Annotated in this window: 16 protein-coding genes; 5 read left to right on the top strand and 11 right to left on the bottom strand. The window is 28.5% G+C overall.

Going from position 1 to position 14,529, the window contains the following annotated elements:
- Nucleotides 1-9 precede the first annotated feature (9 nt).
- The 5 genes from MKD34_RS12455 to MKD34_RS12475 form a co-directional block, all read right to left on the bottom strand.
- Nucleotides 10-987: an ABC transporter ATP-binding protein gene (locus MKD34_RS12455; RefSeq protein ID WP_240221842.1), complete on the bottom strand. Its 978-nt coding sequence runs from the start codon at nucleotides 985-987 to the stop codon at nucleotides 10-12.
- Entirely contained in the window at nucleotides 984-1,964 is a 981-nt protein-coding gene (locus MKD34_RS12460; RefSeq protein ID WP_240221844.1) for an ABC transporter ATP-binding protein, read from the bottom strand. Before MKD34_RS12460 ends, MKD34_RS12455 begins: the two co-directional genes overlap by 4 nt.
- 8 nt (nucleotides 1,965-1,972) lie before the next feature.
- Entirely contained in the window at nucleotides 1,973-2,824 is an 852-nt protein-coding gene (locus MKD34_RS12465) for an ABC transporter permease subunit (RefSeq protein WP_240221846.1), read from the bottom strand.
- Between the two features lie 14 nt (nucleotides 2,825-2,838).
- On the bottom strand, nucleotides 2,839-3,759 hold the full coding sequence (locus MKD34_RS12470) for an ABC transporter permease (protein ID WP_240221848.1): 921 nt from the start codon (nucleotides 3,757-3,759) through the stop codon (nucleotides 2,839-2,841).
- A 71-nt stretch (nucleotides 3,760-3,830) separates the two neighbouring features.
- Nucleotides 3,831-5,348 (bottom strand): glutathione ABC transporter substrate-binding protein, encoded by a 1,518-nt coding sequence (locus MKD34_RS12475; protein ID WP_240221850.1) that lies wholly within the window; start codon nucleotides 5,346-5,348, stop codon nucleotides 3,831-3,833.
- 184 nt (nucleotides 5,349-5,532) lie between these two features.
- Between MKD34_RS12475 and MKD34_RS12480 the strand changes: the two genes are divergently transcribed.
- A complete protein-coding gene (locus MKD34_RS12480) occupies nucleotides 5,533-6,132 on the top strand; it encodes a hypothetical protein (protein ID WP_240221852.1) in 600 nt (199 codons plus the stop codon).
- A 154-nt stretch (nucleotides 6,133-6,286) separates the two neighbouring features.
- Here the strand turns inward: MKD34_RS12480 and MKD34_RS12485 are convergent, their stop codons facing one another.
- Both MKD34_RS12485 and MKD34_RS12490 read right to left on the bottom strand, forming a co-directional pair.
- The gene (locus MKD34_RS12485; RefSeq protein WP_240221854.1) at nucleotides 6,287-7,018 is read right to left on the bottom strand and encodes a class I SAM-dependent methyltransferase; all 732 of its coding nucleotides are present in this window, start codon (nucleotides 7,016-7,018) and stop codon (nucleotides 6,287-6,289) included.
- Between the two features lie 358 nt (nucleotides 7,019-7,376).
- Nucleotides 7,377-7,802 (bottom strand): GNAT family N-acetyltransferase, encoded by a 426-nt coding sequence (locus tag MKD34_RS12490; RefSeq protein WP_240221856.1) that lies wholly within the window; start codon nucleotides 7,800-7,802, stop codon nucleotides 7,377-7,379.
- 136 nt (nucleotides 7,803-7,938) lie between these two features.
- Between MKD34_RS12490 and MKD34_RS12495 the strand changes: the two genes are divergently transcribed.
- The 3 genes from MKD34_RS12495 to MKD34_RS12505 all read left to right on the top strand — a co-directional run bounded on the left by MKD34_RS12495 (nucleotide 7,939) and on the right by MKD34_RS12505 (nucleotide 10,139).
- Nucleotides 7,939-8,694 carry a class I SAM-dependent methyltransferase gene (locus MKD34_RS12495; protein WP_240221858.1) on the top strand — a complete coding sequence of 252 codons (756 nt, stop codon included), beginning with the start codon at nucleotides 7,939-7,941 and terminating at the stop codon, nucleotides 8,692-8,694.
- A gap of 86 nt (nucleotides 8,695-8,780) precedes the next feature.
- The gene (locus tag MKD34_RS12500) at nucleotides 8,781-9,266 is read left to right on the top strand and encodes a Crp/Fnr family transcriptional regulator (protein WP_240221860.1); all 486 of its coding nucleotides are present in this window, start codon (nucleotides 8,781-8,783) and stop codon (nucleotides 9,264-9,266) included.
- Nucleotides 9,267-9,407: 141 nt separating this feature from the next.
- Nucleotides 9,408-10,139, top strand: coding sequence for an OmpW family outer membrane protein (locus tag MKD34_RS12505; RefSeq protein ID WP_240221862.1), 732 nt, complete (start codon nucleotides 9,408-9,410; stop codon nucleotides 10,137-10,139).
- A gap of 97 nt (nucleotides 10,140-10,236) precedes the next feature.
- Here the strand turns inward: MKD34_RS12505 and MKD34_RS12510 are convergent, their stop codons facing one another.
- From MKD34_RS12510 to MKD34_RS12520, 3 genes are all read right to left on the bottom strand, one after another.
- Nucleotides 10,237-11,070 (bottom strand): prephenate dehydratase, encoded by an 834-nt coding sequence (locus tag MKD34_RS12510; RefSeq protein ID WP_240221864.1) that lies wholly within the window; start codon nucleotides 11,068-11,070, stop codon nucleotides 10,237-10,239.
- Nucleotides 11,070-12,584, bottom strand: a complete 1,515-nt coding sequence (locus MKD34_RS12515) for an ABC transporter substrate-binding protein (RefSeq protein WP_240221866.1) — start codon at nucleotides 12,582-12,584, stop codon at nucleotides 11,070-11,072. Before MKD34_RS12515 ends, MKD34_RS12510 begins: the two co-directional genes overlap by 1 nt.
- Nucleotides 12,585-12,797: 213 nt before the next feature.
- Nucleotides 12,798-13,034 (bottom strand): hypothetical protein, encoded by a 237-nt coding sequence (locus MKD34_RS12520; protein ID WP_240221868.1) that lies wholly within the window; start codon nucleotides 13,032-13,034, stop codon nucleotides 12,798-12,800.
- 125 nt (nucleotides 13,035-13,159) lie between these two features.
- Between MKD34_RS12520 and MKD34_RS12525 the strand changes: the two genes are divergently transcribed.
- The gene (locus MKD34_RS12525; protein ID WP_240221870.1) at nucleotides 13,160-13,708 is read left to right on the top strand and encodes a helix-turn-helix domain-containing protein; all 549 of its coding nucleotides are present in this window, start codon (nucleotides 13,160-13,162) and stop codon (nucleotides 13,706-13,708) included.
- Between the two features lie 41 nt (nucleotides 13,709-13,749).
- Here MKD34_RS12525 and MKD34_RS12530 read toward each other — a convergent pair whose 3' ends face one another.
- Complete coding sequence (locus MKD34_RS12530) at nucleotides 13,750-14,367, bottom strand: LysE family translocator (protein ID WP_240221871.1); 618 nt, start codon at nucleotides 14,365-14,367, stop codon at nucleotides 13,750-13,752.
- Between the last annotated feature and the right edge of the window lie 162 nt (nucleotides 14,368-14,529).

Raw genomic sequence — 14,529 nt, forward strand, 5'->3', positions numbered from 1 at the left:
TTCGTATGTTTATTTTATCAAATGACATGCTACTTTATGTTCACTTTTTCCATCTGAACAATCTTTTAAAATTGGCATTTTCTCTTTACATAAATCAAAAACTTTTGGACATCTTGTAGAAAATGGACATCCAGCTGGTCTATCAATTGGACTAGGTATATCTCCTTTTAAAATAATTCTCTCTCTTTTTTTATTTGCTTCAGCTACAGGTATTGCTGATAACAAAGCTTCTGTATATGGATGTTTAGGGTTATTGTAAATATTCTTCTTATCCCCTATCTCAACTAAATTTCCTAAATACATAACTCCCACTCTATCAGATATAAGTTCCACTACACTTAAATCATGAGATATAAAAAAATATGTCAGATTAAATCTTTCTTGCAAATCTTTAAAAATATTTATAACTTGAGCTTGAATACTAACATCTAAAGCTGATATAGGTTCATCTGCTATAATTAAACTTGGATTTACAGAGATTGCTCTAGCTATTCCAACACGTTGCCTTTGTCCTCCACTAAACTCATGAGGAAACCTTTCTCCATGACTACTACTAAGCCCTACCATATCTAGAAGTTCCAAAGCTTTCTTTTCTCTCTCTTTCACAGAAAGTTCAGAATGAACAAGAAGAGGCTCAGAAACTAAATTTTTTATTTTCATTCTTGGATTTAAAGAACCATAAGGATCTTGAAATATAACTTGCATATCTTTTCTAAAAGGAAGCATCTCCCTTGGGTTATGTTTAGTTATATCTATTCCTTTAAATTTAATTATTCCCTCTTCAACATCTAATATTTTATTTATAACTCTTCCTAAAGTTGATTTTCCACAGCCACTTTCACCAACTATCGATAAAGTTTCTCCTTTAAAAATTTCTAAAGAGACATTGTTAACTGCGTGTACATATTTTTTCTCTTTTTTAAATCCTTTTTGAGGAACTAGGAATTTTTTACTTACTCCATTTAGTTGAACTAAAATCTCTCTCATGAAATTCCCTCCTCTTCTAAAATCAGATGACATCTACACTTTCGACCATTTGATAGCTCTTTAAGTTTTGGTTCTACCACTGAGCATTTTTCAATTGCTACCTTACATCTTGGAGAAAATTTACAACCTTTTGGCATACTTGCTAAATCTGGAACTTTTCCCTCTATATACGGTAATGCTGTTGCTCCACTCCCAAGTTTTGGAACAGAGGCTATAAGTCCTTTTGTGTAGGGGTGCATTGGGCTATCAAATAACTCTTGCACACTAGCTTTTTCCATTATTCGTCCAGCATACATAACAATAACATTATCACAAGTTTCTGCAATAACTCCCAGATCATGAGTTATCAAAAGTATTCCCATTTGATGTTTTTCTTTTAACTCTAATAATAATTCCATAATTTGTGCTTGAATTGTAACATCTAAAGCAGTTGTCGGTTCGTCTGCTATTAAAAGTTGAGGATTACAAGACATAGCCATTGCTATCATAACTCTTTGACACATTCCTCCACTAAGTTGATGAGGATATCTATTTAAAACATTTTCCGGACTAGGAATTCCAACTAGTTGTAGCATTTTTAAAGCATGGTTTTCAGCCTCTTTTTTACTATACCCTAAATGAATCTTTGTACACTCCATAAGTTGGTCTTTTATTTTTAAAATTGGATTTAAAGATGACATTGGATCTTGAAATATTGTAGCTATTTTTCCACCACGAATTTTTTTCATATCTCTATTAGAAAGATTTAAAATATCTTCACCTTGAAAAAAAATCTCTCCATTTATTAGAGCATTCTCTTCATGAAGTCTCATAATAGACATAGAAGTTACTGATTTTCCACTCCCACTTTCTCCAACAAGACCTAGTGTTTCACCCTTCTCTATTTTAAAAGATACATCTTCAATAGCTGTTAAAATTTTTTTATCTTTTTTAAACTGTGTTTTCAAATTTTTAACTTCTAATAAGTAGTTTGTCATAGTCTCTCCTAATTAAGTTTTGGGTCTAAAGTATCCCTTAAACCATCGCCAAGTAAGTTAAAAGATAATACTGTTAAGAAAATCATAAGTCCAGGATAAAAAAGCATATGAGGTGCTAGTCCAATATAATCTCTTCCTGTTGAAAGCATTGCTCCCCAATCTGGATTTGTAGGACTTGCTCCAAATCCTAGAAAACTTAAAGATGCAGCTGAAATTATTGCTGTACCAATTCTCATTGTTAAAGTTACAATTAGTGCTGGAAGAGTTCCTGGTAAAATATGAACTAAAAGTATTCTAAAATCGCTAACTCCAATAGATTTACAAGCTTCTATATAAAGTTGTTTTTTCAAAGAGATAGTAGCACTTCGAACTATTCTTGTAAAAGATGGAATTCCATAGATTGCAATAGATATAATAACATTTATAAGTCCAGGTCCTATGATAGCAACTATTCCAATAGCAAGAAGTAGTCCAGGAAAAGAGAACATTACATCACAACATCTCATAATGATACTTTCTATTTTTCCACCATAATACCCTGCTACAAGGCCTAAAATACATCCAATAAATGCTCCAATTGAAACAGCTGTTAAAGAAACTAAAAGAGATAATCTAGTTCCTGCAACAACTCTACTGAAAAGATCTCTACCGTATTCATCGGTTCCAAACCAATGTTTTGAACTAGGCTCAGCTAATAGATTTTCATAGTCAGCGTAGTTTAAATCATATGGAACTGGTTGAAAAATAGCTATGATAACTAAAAAAATTATAAATAAAAGTGAAATAACTGCAACTTTTCTTTTAAAAAAATTCTCTAAAAATTCCCTAAAAGGATTTTTGAAAACATCTTTCTCATCCATAATATCTCTCCTTTTTAATCGTATCTAATTTTTGGATTTAAAACTCCATATAAAACATCCACTACAAGATTAACTACAATAAACTGTAAAGTAAAAATTAATAAAATTACTTGAATAACTGTATAATCTCTAAAAAGGATAGAATCAATAAGCAACCTTCCTAAGCCTGGAATTGTAAAAACTGTTTCTACCAAAACTGATCCTGCTAGTAAAAATCCAAATTGTAATCCAACTATAGTAACCACATCTATCAGAGAGTTTCTAAGAGTGTGCTTCATAATAACCCAAAATTCACTAATTCCTTTAGCTCTTGAAGTTCTGATATAAGGTTCTTTTAAAATTTCACACATAGATGATCTTGTGTATCTTGCTATCATTGATGTTATTCCAGCTCCTAAAGTTATAGCAGGAAGAATATAACTTTTAAATGAATCCGTTCCTCCTGTAGGAAACCAACCAAGATTAACAGAAAATACTTGAATTAACATCAATCCTAACCAAAAAAGTGGTAAAGATATTCCAGATATAGCTCCTATCATTACAACATAATCTAAAACTTTACCTCTGTTAATAGCTGAAATTATTCCGGCAACTACTCCAAATATTGTTGCCCAAATAATTGATAAAATAGCTAACATAAAAGTTGGTTTAAATCTTGGAGCTATCATATCCTTTATAGGAAGCCCTGTCTTAATTGAGTTTCCAAGTTCTCCACTAAAAAAAGTTTTTACAAAGTTAAAATATTGTATATGAAGAGGCTTTGTAAGCCCTAAATGTTCTCTCATCAATTGAATCTCGTCAATTGTGGCATTTTGACCAGCAAGTAATCTAGCTGGATCTCCTGGAATTAAATGAATAAACATAAAAATCAAAATTGAAACTGTAAACAGTATGGGAATTGTGTTGACTAATCTTCGAAAAAAGTAACCCCTCATAGCACTCTCCTTTTAAAAATTTATAATAAAAAGGTAGTTGCAAAAACAACTACCTACATAATTTTATAGTTTTATTTAGTAGTGTCAGCTTTAGCAAAATTTATAGTTCCATCAGGCATCACGTAAACACCTTGAGTTGTTTTTCTTTTAGCAGAAAGTAGTTGATCAGAACCTAAGAATATCCAAGGTGCATCTTCCCAAATAGTCTCTTGTAATTGTGCATAAACTTCCCCTCTTTTTTGAGGATTTACTTCTGTTGCTCCCTTTTCAAGAAGTTCATCAACTTTTGGATTGTTGTAATATGCAGTATTTGCAGAAACAGGTGGTGCAAACTTACTGTGGAATAAGTTTTTAGTAGCTCCATCTATATCAAATGATGACCAGTTTACATACCACATATTTATAGTAGCATCCTCTGGAGTTTGTACACTATAGATTGAGTTTGAAAGAGTTCCCTCTTCCATTGGCATAACTTCAACATCTATTCCAATCTGAGCAAGTTGTTGATGAATAAACTGCATACCTTTCATATCTTCAGTATTATTCGATCCCCAAATAGTAGCTTTAAATCCATTTGGATACCCAGCTTCTTTCATTAACTCTTTAGCTTTATTTACATCATAGTTGTAAGGTGTTAATTTTACATGATACTCTAATGCTTCTGGAACTGGAGATGTCAAAGGAACTAAATATCCTGACTTTACAACAGCTGAGTAAGCATTTTTATTAATTGCATGATTTATCGCTTGTCTAACTTTTTTATTTGAAAATATATCTTTATTTGTATTTAGTGTTACGTATCTTGTTATAGTTGAAAATCCTTTCATAATCTCTACATCATCAGATTTTTCAAGTTTTTTAACCTGCTCAGTTGGCATTGGATAAATAAAATCAGCTTCTCCCGTTTGAAGCATTGCAATTCTAGATCCATTTTCCATAACAGGTCTAAATGTAATTGTATCTACATTTGGTTTTTCTCCCCAATACTCATCGTTTCTTTTAACAACTAATTTATCTCCTTGAGTCCAATTTACATAAGTATAAGCTCCTGTTCCTACAGGATTTGTAATAATACCTTGAGCTCCATGTTTTTCTAGAGCTGCTGGACTCACTATTTTTAATGAAGCTATTCTATTTAGCATCGGTGCAAATGGTTGTTTAAGAATCAATTTAATTTCATACTCACCAGATATTTCAACTTTATCCACTGCAACAAAGTTTCTACGTCTTCTCAGATTATTTTTTTCATCCATAACTCTATCAAAATTATATTTTACTGCTGCTGCATTAAGTGGTGTTCCATCCTGAAAATTAATTCCTTGTCTAATTTGAATTGTATAAACTAAACCATCTTCAGATATTGTATATCCTGTTGCTAGTGTCGGTCTTAAAGTCATATCATCATTATATGTAAAAAGACCTTCATACATTGTTGATACTGCTGTCCCAGAAAGTGTATCTGAAAGATTATGAGGATCTAAAGAGATAAAGTTAGCATTAACTGCTACAACTATATCTTTTCCTTCAGCAAAACTAAGTGATGATGCTATAAGCATTAAAATTCCAATCCGCCCTAAAGTTTTTTTCATTAATTCCCTCCCGTAAATTCAAATAATGCAATATTCTAATCAATATTAGTATGAGTATATACTTTATTTTAACCCTAAAGTCAAGAGTGAATTGAAAAATAAAATTTAAATAGTTAAAGCATTTAAAGGAAAGTACAAAACCATTTTGAAAAATTCGTTAAATATTTATATAAAGGAGGTTTTTATGAAATTGTTAAATCGTTTTTTAATTTTAGGTTCTTTAATTTTGACTTTGGCCTCTTGTTCTAATACTAATTTGAAAAGTATTCCAAAAGCTATTGAGATAAATAAAAATCAAAACTACAGTTCATCTATGGCTATTAAAAATTCTGAAACTATAAGAGATATTGGTGTTGAAAATGCAATTTTAGAAGCTTATAACTTGCAAAGAGGAATTGATCCTGTTTACTACTCCTATGTAAAAATAGATTTAAATAGTGATTCTGTTCCTGAATATTTTGTCTACGCCTATGGTCCAATGCTAAGTGGATCTGGGGGTGGATCAGCCCTAATCCTAAATAGTAATTATAAAGAAATCTCTAGATTTACGCTAGTTCAGACTCCAATTATAATAAATAATCACAGAACAAAAAATTGGAAAGATATTATAATGAATGTATCTGGGGGTGGTGCAATACCAAATGCTGCTATTATGAAATTTGATGGAAAAACTTATCCCTCTAATCCTTCTTTACAACCTACTTTAGGGACTCATGACTATATAGATGGAATAAAAATATTTACTGAAAATATATCTAAAAATCAAGGATTTAAAATTGAGTAATTAATTTATAAAAATAAATTGATGTAAAAAATAAAAATTTGACACTGTTAAAATAATATGATGTTCTGCTCTCTTAACAAAATTTTTTATTAAAGATTAGATTTTAAAATTAAGAAAGAGACTGCTGTAGTAGTCTCTTTTCTTATCTATGTCATTACTTTTCAACTGAAACTATTAGCATCATTGGACGTCTTAGTTCTTCCTTCATACCCAAAACTTCATTTAATAATTTTTCTGATGGCATTGGTTCTACCACATTTTTTATCTTAAATCCATTAGAAATAAGAGTTGATAAATAAGTTGTAAGTGTTCTATGATATTTAGTAACATTTTCGCCTAAAAAGTTAGTTTCTCTTTTTCCTTCATAATAATAGTTATCCACAGGAAAATATTCTATCTCTCCCTGCTCATTGTATATCCAATTTTGTGATCCATGAGCCGTAAATATTGGATGCTCTACTGAAAAAATAAAATTTCCACCTTTTTTTAATAACTTATAAATTTTATTTACCAGAAAATCAAAGTCTTTAATATAATGAATCGCTAAAGAACTAAAAATAATATCAAAACTTTCATCTTTAAAATCTATATCTTCCATAGCTATGCAACTATACGATATATTTGAAGCCTTATTTTTTAAATTTGCTAACTCTAACATTTTTGTAGAAATATCTATTCCAATCACTTTTGATGCACCTTTATCTGCAAAATATTTACAGTGCCAACCATATCCACATCCTAAATCCAAGAACTCTTTATCCTTTATTTTAGGTAAAATCCTTTCTAATGCTTCCCATTCTCCAGCAGCACTAAGTCCATACTTTGATCTTGGCATCTCACTATATTTTTCAAAAAATACACTATTGTCATATTTATTTTCTTTCATCATTTTCTCCCATATAAATTTTATTTTTAATAAGTAAAACTTTTTTCATACTAAAAAACGTCTAAAAAGTATAATAATAGTTAGAATAGTAGAAAAGGATTTAATAGTAAAGTAGTAAAAAATAGCCATCACACAGTTTCAAAAATGTTTTAATATTAAAGTTTTAACAAATTGTGAAGTTGTTTTTTCTAACTATTATATTGAGGTAATAGATTTAAAGTCAGTAAAGTGTTTTATTTTTAAGATGTTTTTAAAAGAAAAAGGTTTTACAAGTTTTAAAGTTATTCAAACGTGAAAAAGATTTAAAGAGCGGAAGTAGAGGGATTTGTGATGGTTGCCCTCTACTTTTTAATTTCTTTTATTTCTTTTCCCATCTCATGAAAAACTCTTTCTCACCTGTGTTCTCATCAAGATTTTCAGATATTACTTTAAAATTTTCTCTCTTATAAAAATTTATTGCACGTGAGTTTTTTGCATATACACTTAGAGAAAGGTTTTCTTTCTTTTCTTTTGCATAGTAAAGTAACTCCTTTCCCATTCCTTTAGACTGACACTCGGTTGATATAAAAATACCAGCAATATAGTTATCCATAAGACCTATAAATCCTTTAATTTCACTATCAGCCTCATAAATATATACCTCTGCTTGAAGTAAAATAGATTTCACTTCATCAAATTTTTCTAACCAATAACTCTCAGGAATAAAATCATGAGCTTTTTTATTCGCCTCAAACCATATTTGAATTACCACATCAATATCTTTTGTTTCTAGTTTTCTAATCATTATAATTCTCCTATAAATTTTTCTTTTTTTTATTATAGGTTATTATAATTTTTTATTCAATTAAATTATAACAACTTGAAAACTTTCATGTAATCTGTTACTATAACAAAACAAATCTTTTATTAGGAGGAAAAATATGTCACTTAAAACAGAGTATGAAAATCAACAAAAATATAGAAAATGGAGTTTAATTGTTGATAAACTACCAATTAAAAGTGATCATGTCGTCGCAGAGCTTGGTTGTGGAACAGGGAATTTTGCAGAAGTTCTTTCTAAAAAGATAAAAGAGGTTATTGCGATAGATTTGAATCAAAATCTACTTGAAATTTTACAAAATAAAAAAATTCTAAATATCACAATTTTACAAAAAGATATATCTAATTTAAACTACATCCCTAAGCAAGTTGATGGAATATTTTCTAGCTTTGCTATTGCTTATTTTCCAAATAAAATGGAACAAATATTAAAAAACTGGTTTGATAAATTAAAAAATGGCGGATGGGTTGCAATTATTGAAATTGATGATCTTTTACGAGGTCATACTCCACTTTCTAAAGAAACTCTAAATAAATTAGAAATATTTGAAGATAAAACTAGAAATAATGGAATTTATGACTTTAGAGCTGGTCGAAAAATCTCTCTAATTTTAAAAGATTTAGGAATGGAGATTTTACTTGACGAAGATTTAGAGGATTCTGAATTAACTGATTCTGGTATACTCTCTGATGAGATTTACACAATGTGGGAAAATCGTCTAAATCGATTATCATTTGATAAATTTTTTCAAAAGAACGAAATTGAATCAATAAAAGCAGATTTTTTATCTCTTCTTAAAAGTGCTAAGCACATTAACCAAACTAAAGTTAAGTTCATTATAGCTAAAAAATCTTAACTTTCATTTTATAATTGAATTTAGTAGTGAGGCTATCAACACTTCACTACTAAATAATTTTTAAATAACAATTTTTATATTTTTTTGTGGAAGGAAAAATTAAAATTTATTCAGCCTTTTATGGTGATAAAGAGGTTATCATTGAGTTCTGCAAACCTCTACAAATTTTAGGTGAAGTAGAATATATTCAAAATAAAGATATAAATGTAAATGTCGAAGCTTTAACACCTTGTATAGTTATTGGTATTTTAAGGGAAGATTTCAAAAAAATGATTTCTGGAAATGATAAACTTTATGAACTGCTTCTAAGAACTGTAACAAGTAAATTGACATCTACTATGACACATATTTTAAGTTATCATCAAAAACCTTTAGAGGAACGAATTTTAAATTATTTAAAAGAGCTTTCACAAAATAATAAAGTTGAAAAAATTAAATATATAGAAATGGCTGGTTTTTTAAAAATCTCCGATAGACACTTACGAAAAGTTTTAAAAAAACTTGATGATACTGGAGTAATATCTAAGTCTGGAAAAACTATCTATATTTTAAAATGGCCAGATAATATTTAAAAAAATTTAATCTAATAGTTTTAATTTCTTCGTATTATGCAGTCTCTTACCTTTTTTACTTGTAATAGATTTCAAATAGTTATTTTTTTTTATTTGTAATATAATTTATTTACAAAAGTTTTTAGGGAGGATTCAAAAATTATGAAAAAATTATTTTTATTATCACTTATCGCTTTAGGAACAACAGCTTATGCTAAAGAAGTTGCTCAACCAATTGAAGTTGTAGAAGAAATCATTATTACAGAAGAGGTTATAATAGCTCCAGTTGAAGAGGTTGTTGTAGCAACTACTAAAAATAATTTATATATAAGAACAGGTTTAGATGTATGGTCACAATATGATTCACATTCAATCTATCATGAAAAAAATGGAATAAAAGTATCTAATGGAGATACTAAAAAAATGGGTTATGAATTTGCTATAGAAAATACAAGAAATATAACTGATAACTTTGAATTAGGATTAGGAGTAGCTTATCAAAATCATGCTGGATTAAAATCAGAAAATAGAAATGGTATAAACTATGAAATTGGAAAATATGATTCTGCACCTTTATATGTAGTTGGAAAGTATAATTTTACTACTTTTGAAAATGGAATTACTCCATACGTAAAAGCTAACGTAGGATACTCATTTAATTTTAATTCAAAAGATGGAGAGATTGCAGGTGTTAACTATTCAACTAAAATAGATGATGGTTTCTACTATGGTGTTGGAACAGGAATGGAATATAATAACTTTACTGTAGATATTATGTACCAAGCTAACCAAGCTAAAGTTAAAGGAACTGTAGATGGAGCAACTGACTCTCATAAAAAATCACTTGACTATTCAAGAATTACTTTAGGATTTGGATATAAATTCTCATACTAAATTTAATTGATTAAAAAATTTAATTTTTATTCATACACTTCCTTTATAAGGGTAGGTCCCTCTAGGGTAAAACTACCACTATAAAGGAAGTTTTTTATTATCTAATTTCACATTTTTTATATGTCCCATATATTTTTAATTTTTCAACTCCAAGCCTTATCTGACTAAGAGCCTCTTTTAAATTACTATCAGATAAATTTCCCTCTAAATCAATATAAAAGTTATAGGAAAATGTCCCATCTCCTACAGGCCTTGATTCAATTTTTGTTAAATTTATCCCTCGCTTATAGAATTCCCCTAATATTTTATACAAACTTCCAACTTCATGTTTTAATTTTACTCCAACTGTGATTTTATTATTTTCTAAACTATTTTTTATACAAGACTCCACAATAATAAATCTGGTTTTATTATCTAAGTTATCGTTAATATTCTCTTTTAGAATTTTTAAATTATTAATTTCACAGGCTCTTTTGCTGCCAATAGCTCCTTTTTCTAAAGAGTTTGAATCTTTCACATATTTTACACTTAAAGCAGTATTATGATAATTTATATGCTTAATTTCTCCTAAAGAATCTATAAATTTTTTACTTTGTTCAAACCCTTGGGGATGTGAGTATATCTCTTTAATATCCTCTAACCGAGCATCTTTATTTCCTATCAGATTTTGAATTATCCTTATACAAACCTCTCCCACTATAAAAAGGTTATATTTTTCTAAAAGGTCATAAACTAAATTTATTGATCCTGTTGTAGAGTTTTCAATTGGTAAAACTCCACATTCAATCTCTCCATTCTTTACAGCAATAAAAACATCTTCAAATGTTTTATAATTTTGTGCTCCAATTCCTTCTCCAAAATAGTGAATCATAGCCTCTTGACTAAATGCTCCTTCTACCCCTTGATAACCAACTTTAATCTTTTCTATCATTACTTTACCTCTTTATCCACTTTATAAAATCTATGCATTCCACTTGGATGTGGTTCAAAATTTGATATGTTTTTATTAACTCCAGCAATAACTTTTCTTGTAAATGAGATTGCCATAACTCCATCCTCTTGAATTATTTGGCAAACCTCTTGATAATACACTTCTCTTTTTTTATCATCAGTCTCCTCTTTAGCTAAAGTTAAAAGTTCATTAACTTTCGGATTTGAATAGAAAAATCTATTTCCAGCAGCTCCTATAAATTTTTCATTGAAAACAGTTAACGCTTCCTCTCCATCACCAGTTGGTGATGTTTTCCCCAAATGAAAAAGCTGATGCTTTCCATTAGATGTTTCACTTATAAAAGTTCCCCACTCTAAAGGATTTATAGTTAAATTTATCCCAATATCCTTTAATTGTGCTTGAATTATTTGAGATATCTGCATACTATCACTATTGCTATGAATTGTTATAGATAGATTTAAATCCTCCTTTTTTTCAACTTTATCCAAATATTCCTTAGCTTTATCTATATCTTGACTATAATTTACTCTATTCTCTGTATAACCAAACATATTCTTAGCTAAAGGGGAGTTTATACTTTCAGCATATGTTCCTAAAACTGTTCCCAATATCTCATCTGAATTTAAAGCATAAATTATTGCTTTTCTTAAATTTTCATCTTTTAACTTTGAATCCTTCATATTAAATCCAATAAACTCAATTGCTAATGGGTCTATTGCCATTAACTCCAATTTAGGATTTTTTATAACTTGCTCTGCATCAATAGGGGAAACAGCGTAAGCTACATCAATCTCTCCTGTTTCTAATCCAATAACTCTATTTGTAGCTTCTGGGATACTCCTAAAAACTAACTTATCAATATTTGGCTTTTTAAAAGTATGTTCTTTATTACTTTTTAAAACAATCTTATCCCCTGTTACCCATTCTTCTAAAATAAAAGATCCCGTTCCAACTGGATTTTGACCAAAACTATTTCCAGATTCATTAATAGCCTTTTCACTCACAATTGAAGCTCCAGGATCAGCTAAAAATTTTAAAAGTGTCTTCGTTGGATATTTTGTATTTATATCAAAAGTCTTATCATCTACCTTTTCAACACTTTCAATACTTTCACCAATTGCTCCAACTATTTTAGAGTTCTTAACTCTATTTAAAGAAAATATAACATCTTCAACTTTTAAAGGTTCTTCATTATGAAATTTAATTCCATCTTTTAATTTAAACCTAATTTTTGTAGGAGTGATATACTCCCAATTTTCAGCTAAACCATCTTTTAACTCCATATTTTTATCCACTTCTACCAAGGTATCATATACTTGGACTATAACTTCAAGTGACCGCTTATCATTAGTTCCTTGAGGATCCAAACTTTTAGCTGCACCTACTTGAGCTGCTATAATCTCTTTTTTAGATTCAATTTTTTCTTTTTTATTACAAGATGCAACTAAAATCATTACTATAATTAAATATAATAAACTCAATTTTCTTTTCATATTTTTTCTCTCCTTTTTAATGCCTAAAAAGACACTAACTCTTTATCTATTCCCAATATGGTATCATTTTTTCAAAAGTGTTTCTAGATAACTTTTTTTAAAAATTTTTGTTCGTAATACTATTTTTCTTTATATAGAAATTAAGAGTTAGGAAGATTTTTTTTAAAAAAATTGTTCGCTACTATTTTAAAATAACGATTTTTTTATTTTTTACTAACTATTTAAAGCCTTGTCATACTCCTCCTTTGAAACTTCTTTATAAATATATTCTCGTCCAAATTTATATTTTAAAATTAAATCTTCAAATTTTTCACAGTCTTTTAGCGTTTCGAAATCACGGGTGAAATAATTTCTATTCCATAATAAACTTGTAGCTAACTCAAAAGTTCCCTCAAATACCTTTTCTTTTACACCATTTTTTAAAATTCTAATAACATAATATGTTTTCACTCTATAACCACCTCTTTTTTCATTATAACATATTTTATTTCAATAAAACGAATATTTTTTATGTTGTATTTTTTTTTCTAAACTGTTATTCTTTAGAGTGAATAATAAATAAGGTGTGTGATTATATGGAAAATCTAAATATTTTAATTGGTCAACGTTTAAATAGATTAAGAAAAGATAAAAACTTAAGTTTGGAGGAGCTCTCTTTACAAACTGGAGTCAGCAAAGCTATGCTTTCTCAAATTGAAAATGGAAAATCTAATCCAACAGTTTCTACACTTTGGAAAATATCTACAGCTTTAAAAGTTTCTTTCTCTTTTTTTATTGAAGGAGAAGAAGAGGAGCTTACTGTAGTTGATGAAAAGAATATATCTCCTATTCTAGAAAGTAACAATCTTATGAAGCTGTACCCTATATTTCCATTTGATAGTAATAAGAATTTTGAGATTTTAACAATTGAATTAAAAAAAGATTGCGAGCACATATCTCAACCTCATACTTCTGGTGTAGAAGAATATATAATTATGAGTGAAGGAACTTTAGAGCTTCATGTTGAAAAACAAGTTTTTCTATTATCAAAAGGACAATCTATAAAATTCTTAGCTGATAAAGAGCATGTTTATAAAAATACTCAAGATGAGCTTGTTAGATTTTATAATTTAATTTTTTATTAAAAAATAGAGGGAGCTAAATTTTCCCTCTATTTCCTTTATAACTATTTTATTTTTATAGATTTTAAGCCTTTTTTCACTCCAAAATATATTAAAATAAGTCCCACTCCTGAATTTAATAAACTCAATATTCGTTGAGATAAAAAATTATTTGTTATAGATCCTAGAAAAACTATCAAAGTTAAAAAAAATAATGTAGCTAAAAGAGCTCCAAGTGCAAAAAGAAGTATAGATTTTTTAGTAAAATTTTCTTCATTAGTTCTTGTGGTAAAAACTCCTATCCAAAATAGAATTGTCATAGGATTTGCTCCTGTTAAAAGAAATGCTTTAATAAAAGGTGAACTTGAGCTAGAATCTCCAAATATATTCATTTTTGGAAGAATTGATATCCCAAAATATCCTAAGAAAAGTTCCATTCCAAAAATAATAATAATTAAAGTTCCTAAAATATTGAACCCATATTGAATTTTTTCTTTTTTTACGAAAGACGAAATGCCTAAAATTGCAAGTGCTATGTAGAAAGCATCTGCTAAAACAACTCCTAAAACACCTAATTCTGCTCGCCAAAAGCTTTGACCAATTCCTAAAGAAAAAATGTACATACATACTGGTCCTATGGCAATTTGCAACAACATTCCAAATTTAAATCCCTCAAATATCAACGATGCCTCCCTGCTTAATTTATTATTTATTTTATAATATCATAAAAAAATTTTATAAACTATTTTAATTTTTATAAATATTTTAAAACTTTTTTGTAAAACCTATTGTCTAAATATTATAAAAAGTGTTAAAAGTAATAATATAATTTTAATCCCCCCAGA

Origin of the sequence: Cetobacterium somerae, assembly GCF_022430525.1 — a bacterium.
Lineage (GTDB): Bacteria > Fusobacteriota > Fusobacteriia > Fusobacteriales > Fusobacteriaceae > Cetobacterium_A.

Excerpts from the sequence above, each read along its gene's own strand:
- MKD34_RS12515 (WP_240221866.1), bottom strand. The coding sequence starts at position 12,584 with ATGAAAAGAAAATTGAGTTTATTATATTTAATTATAGTAATGATTTTA.
- MKD34_RS12505 (WP_240221862.1), top strand. The coding sequence starts at position 9,408 with ATGAAAAAATTATTTTTATTATCACTTATCGCTTTAGGAACAACAGCT.
- MKD34_RS12510 (WP_240221864.1), bottom strand. The coding sequence starts at position 11,070 with ATGATAGAAAAGATTAAAGTTGGTTATCAAGGGGTAGAAGGAGCATTT.
- MKD34_RS12485 (WP_240221854.1), bottom strand. The coding sequence starts at position 7,018 with ATGAAAGAAAATAAATATGACAATAGTGTATTTTTTGAAAAATATAGT.
- MKD34_RS12455 (WP_240221842.1), bottom strand. The coding sequence starts at position 987 with ATGAGAGAGATTTTAGTTCAACTAAATGGAGTAAGTAAAAAATTCCTA.
- MKD34_RS12470 (WP_240221848.1), bottom strand. The coding sequence starts at position 3,759 with ATGAGGGGTTACTTTTTTCGAAGATTAGTCAACACAATTCCCATACTG.
- MKD34_RS12490 (WP_240221856.1), bottom strand. The coding sequence starts at position 7,802 with ATGATTAGAAAACTAGAAACAAAAGATATTGATGTGGTAATTCAAATA.
- MKD34_RS12480 (WP_240221852.1), top strand. The coding sequence starts at position 5,533 with ATGAAATTGTTAAATCGTTTTTTAATTTTAGGTTCTTTAATTTTGACT.
- MKD34_RS12465 (WP_240221846.1), bottom strand. The coding sequence starts at position 2,824 with ATGGATGAGAAAGATGTTTTCAAAAATCCTTTTAGGGAATTTTTAGAG.
- MKD34_RS12525 (WP_240221870.1), top strand. The coding sequence starts at position 13,160 with ATGGAAAATCTAAATATTTTAATTGGTCAACGTTTAAATAGATTAAGA.
- MKD34_RS12475 (WP_240221850.1), bottom strand. The coding sequence starts at position 5,348 with ATGAAAAAAACTTTAGGGCGGATTGGAATTTTAATGCTTATAGCATCA.
- MKD34_RS12495 (WP_240221858.1), top strand. The coding sequence starts at position 7,939 with ATGTCACTTAAAACAGAGTATGAAAATCAACAAAAATATAGAAAATGG.
- MKD34_RS12460 (WP_240221844.1), bottom strand. The coding sequence starts at position 1,964 with ATGACAAACTACTTATTAGAAGTTAAAAATTTGAAAACACAGTTTAAA.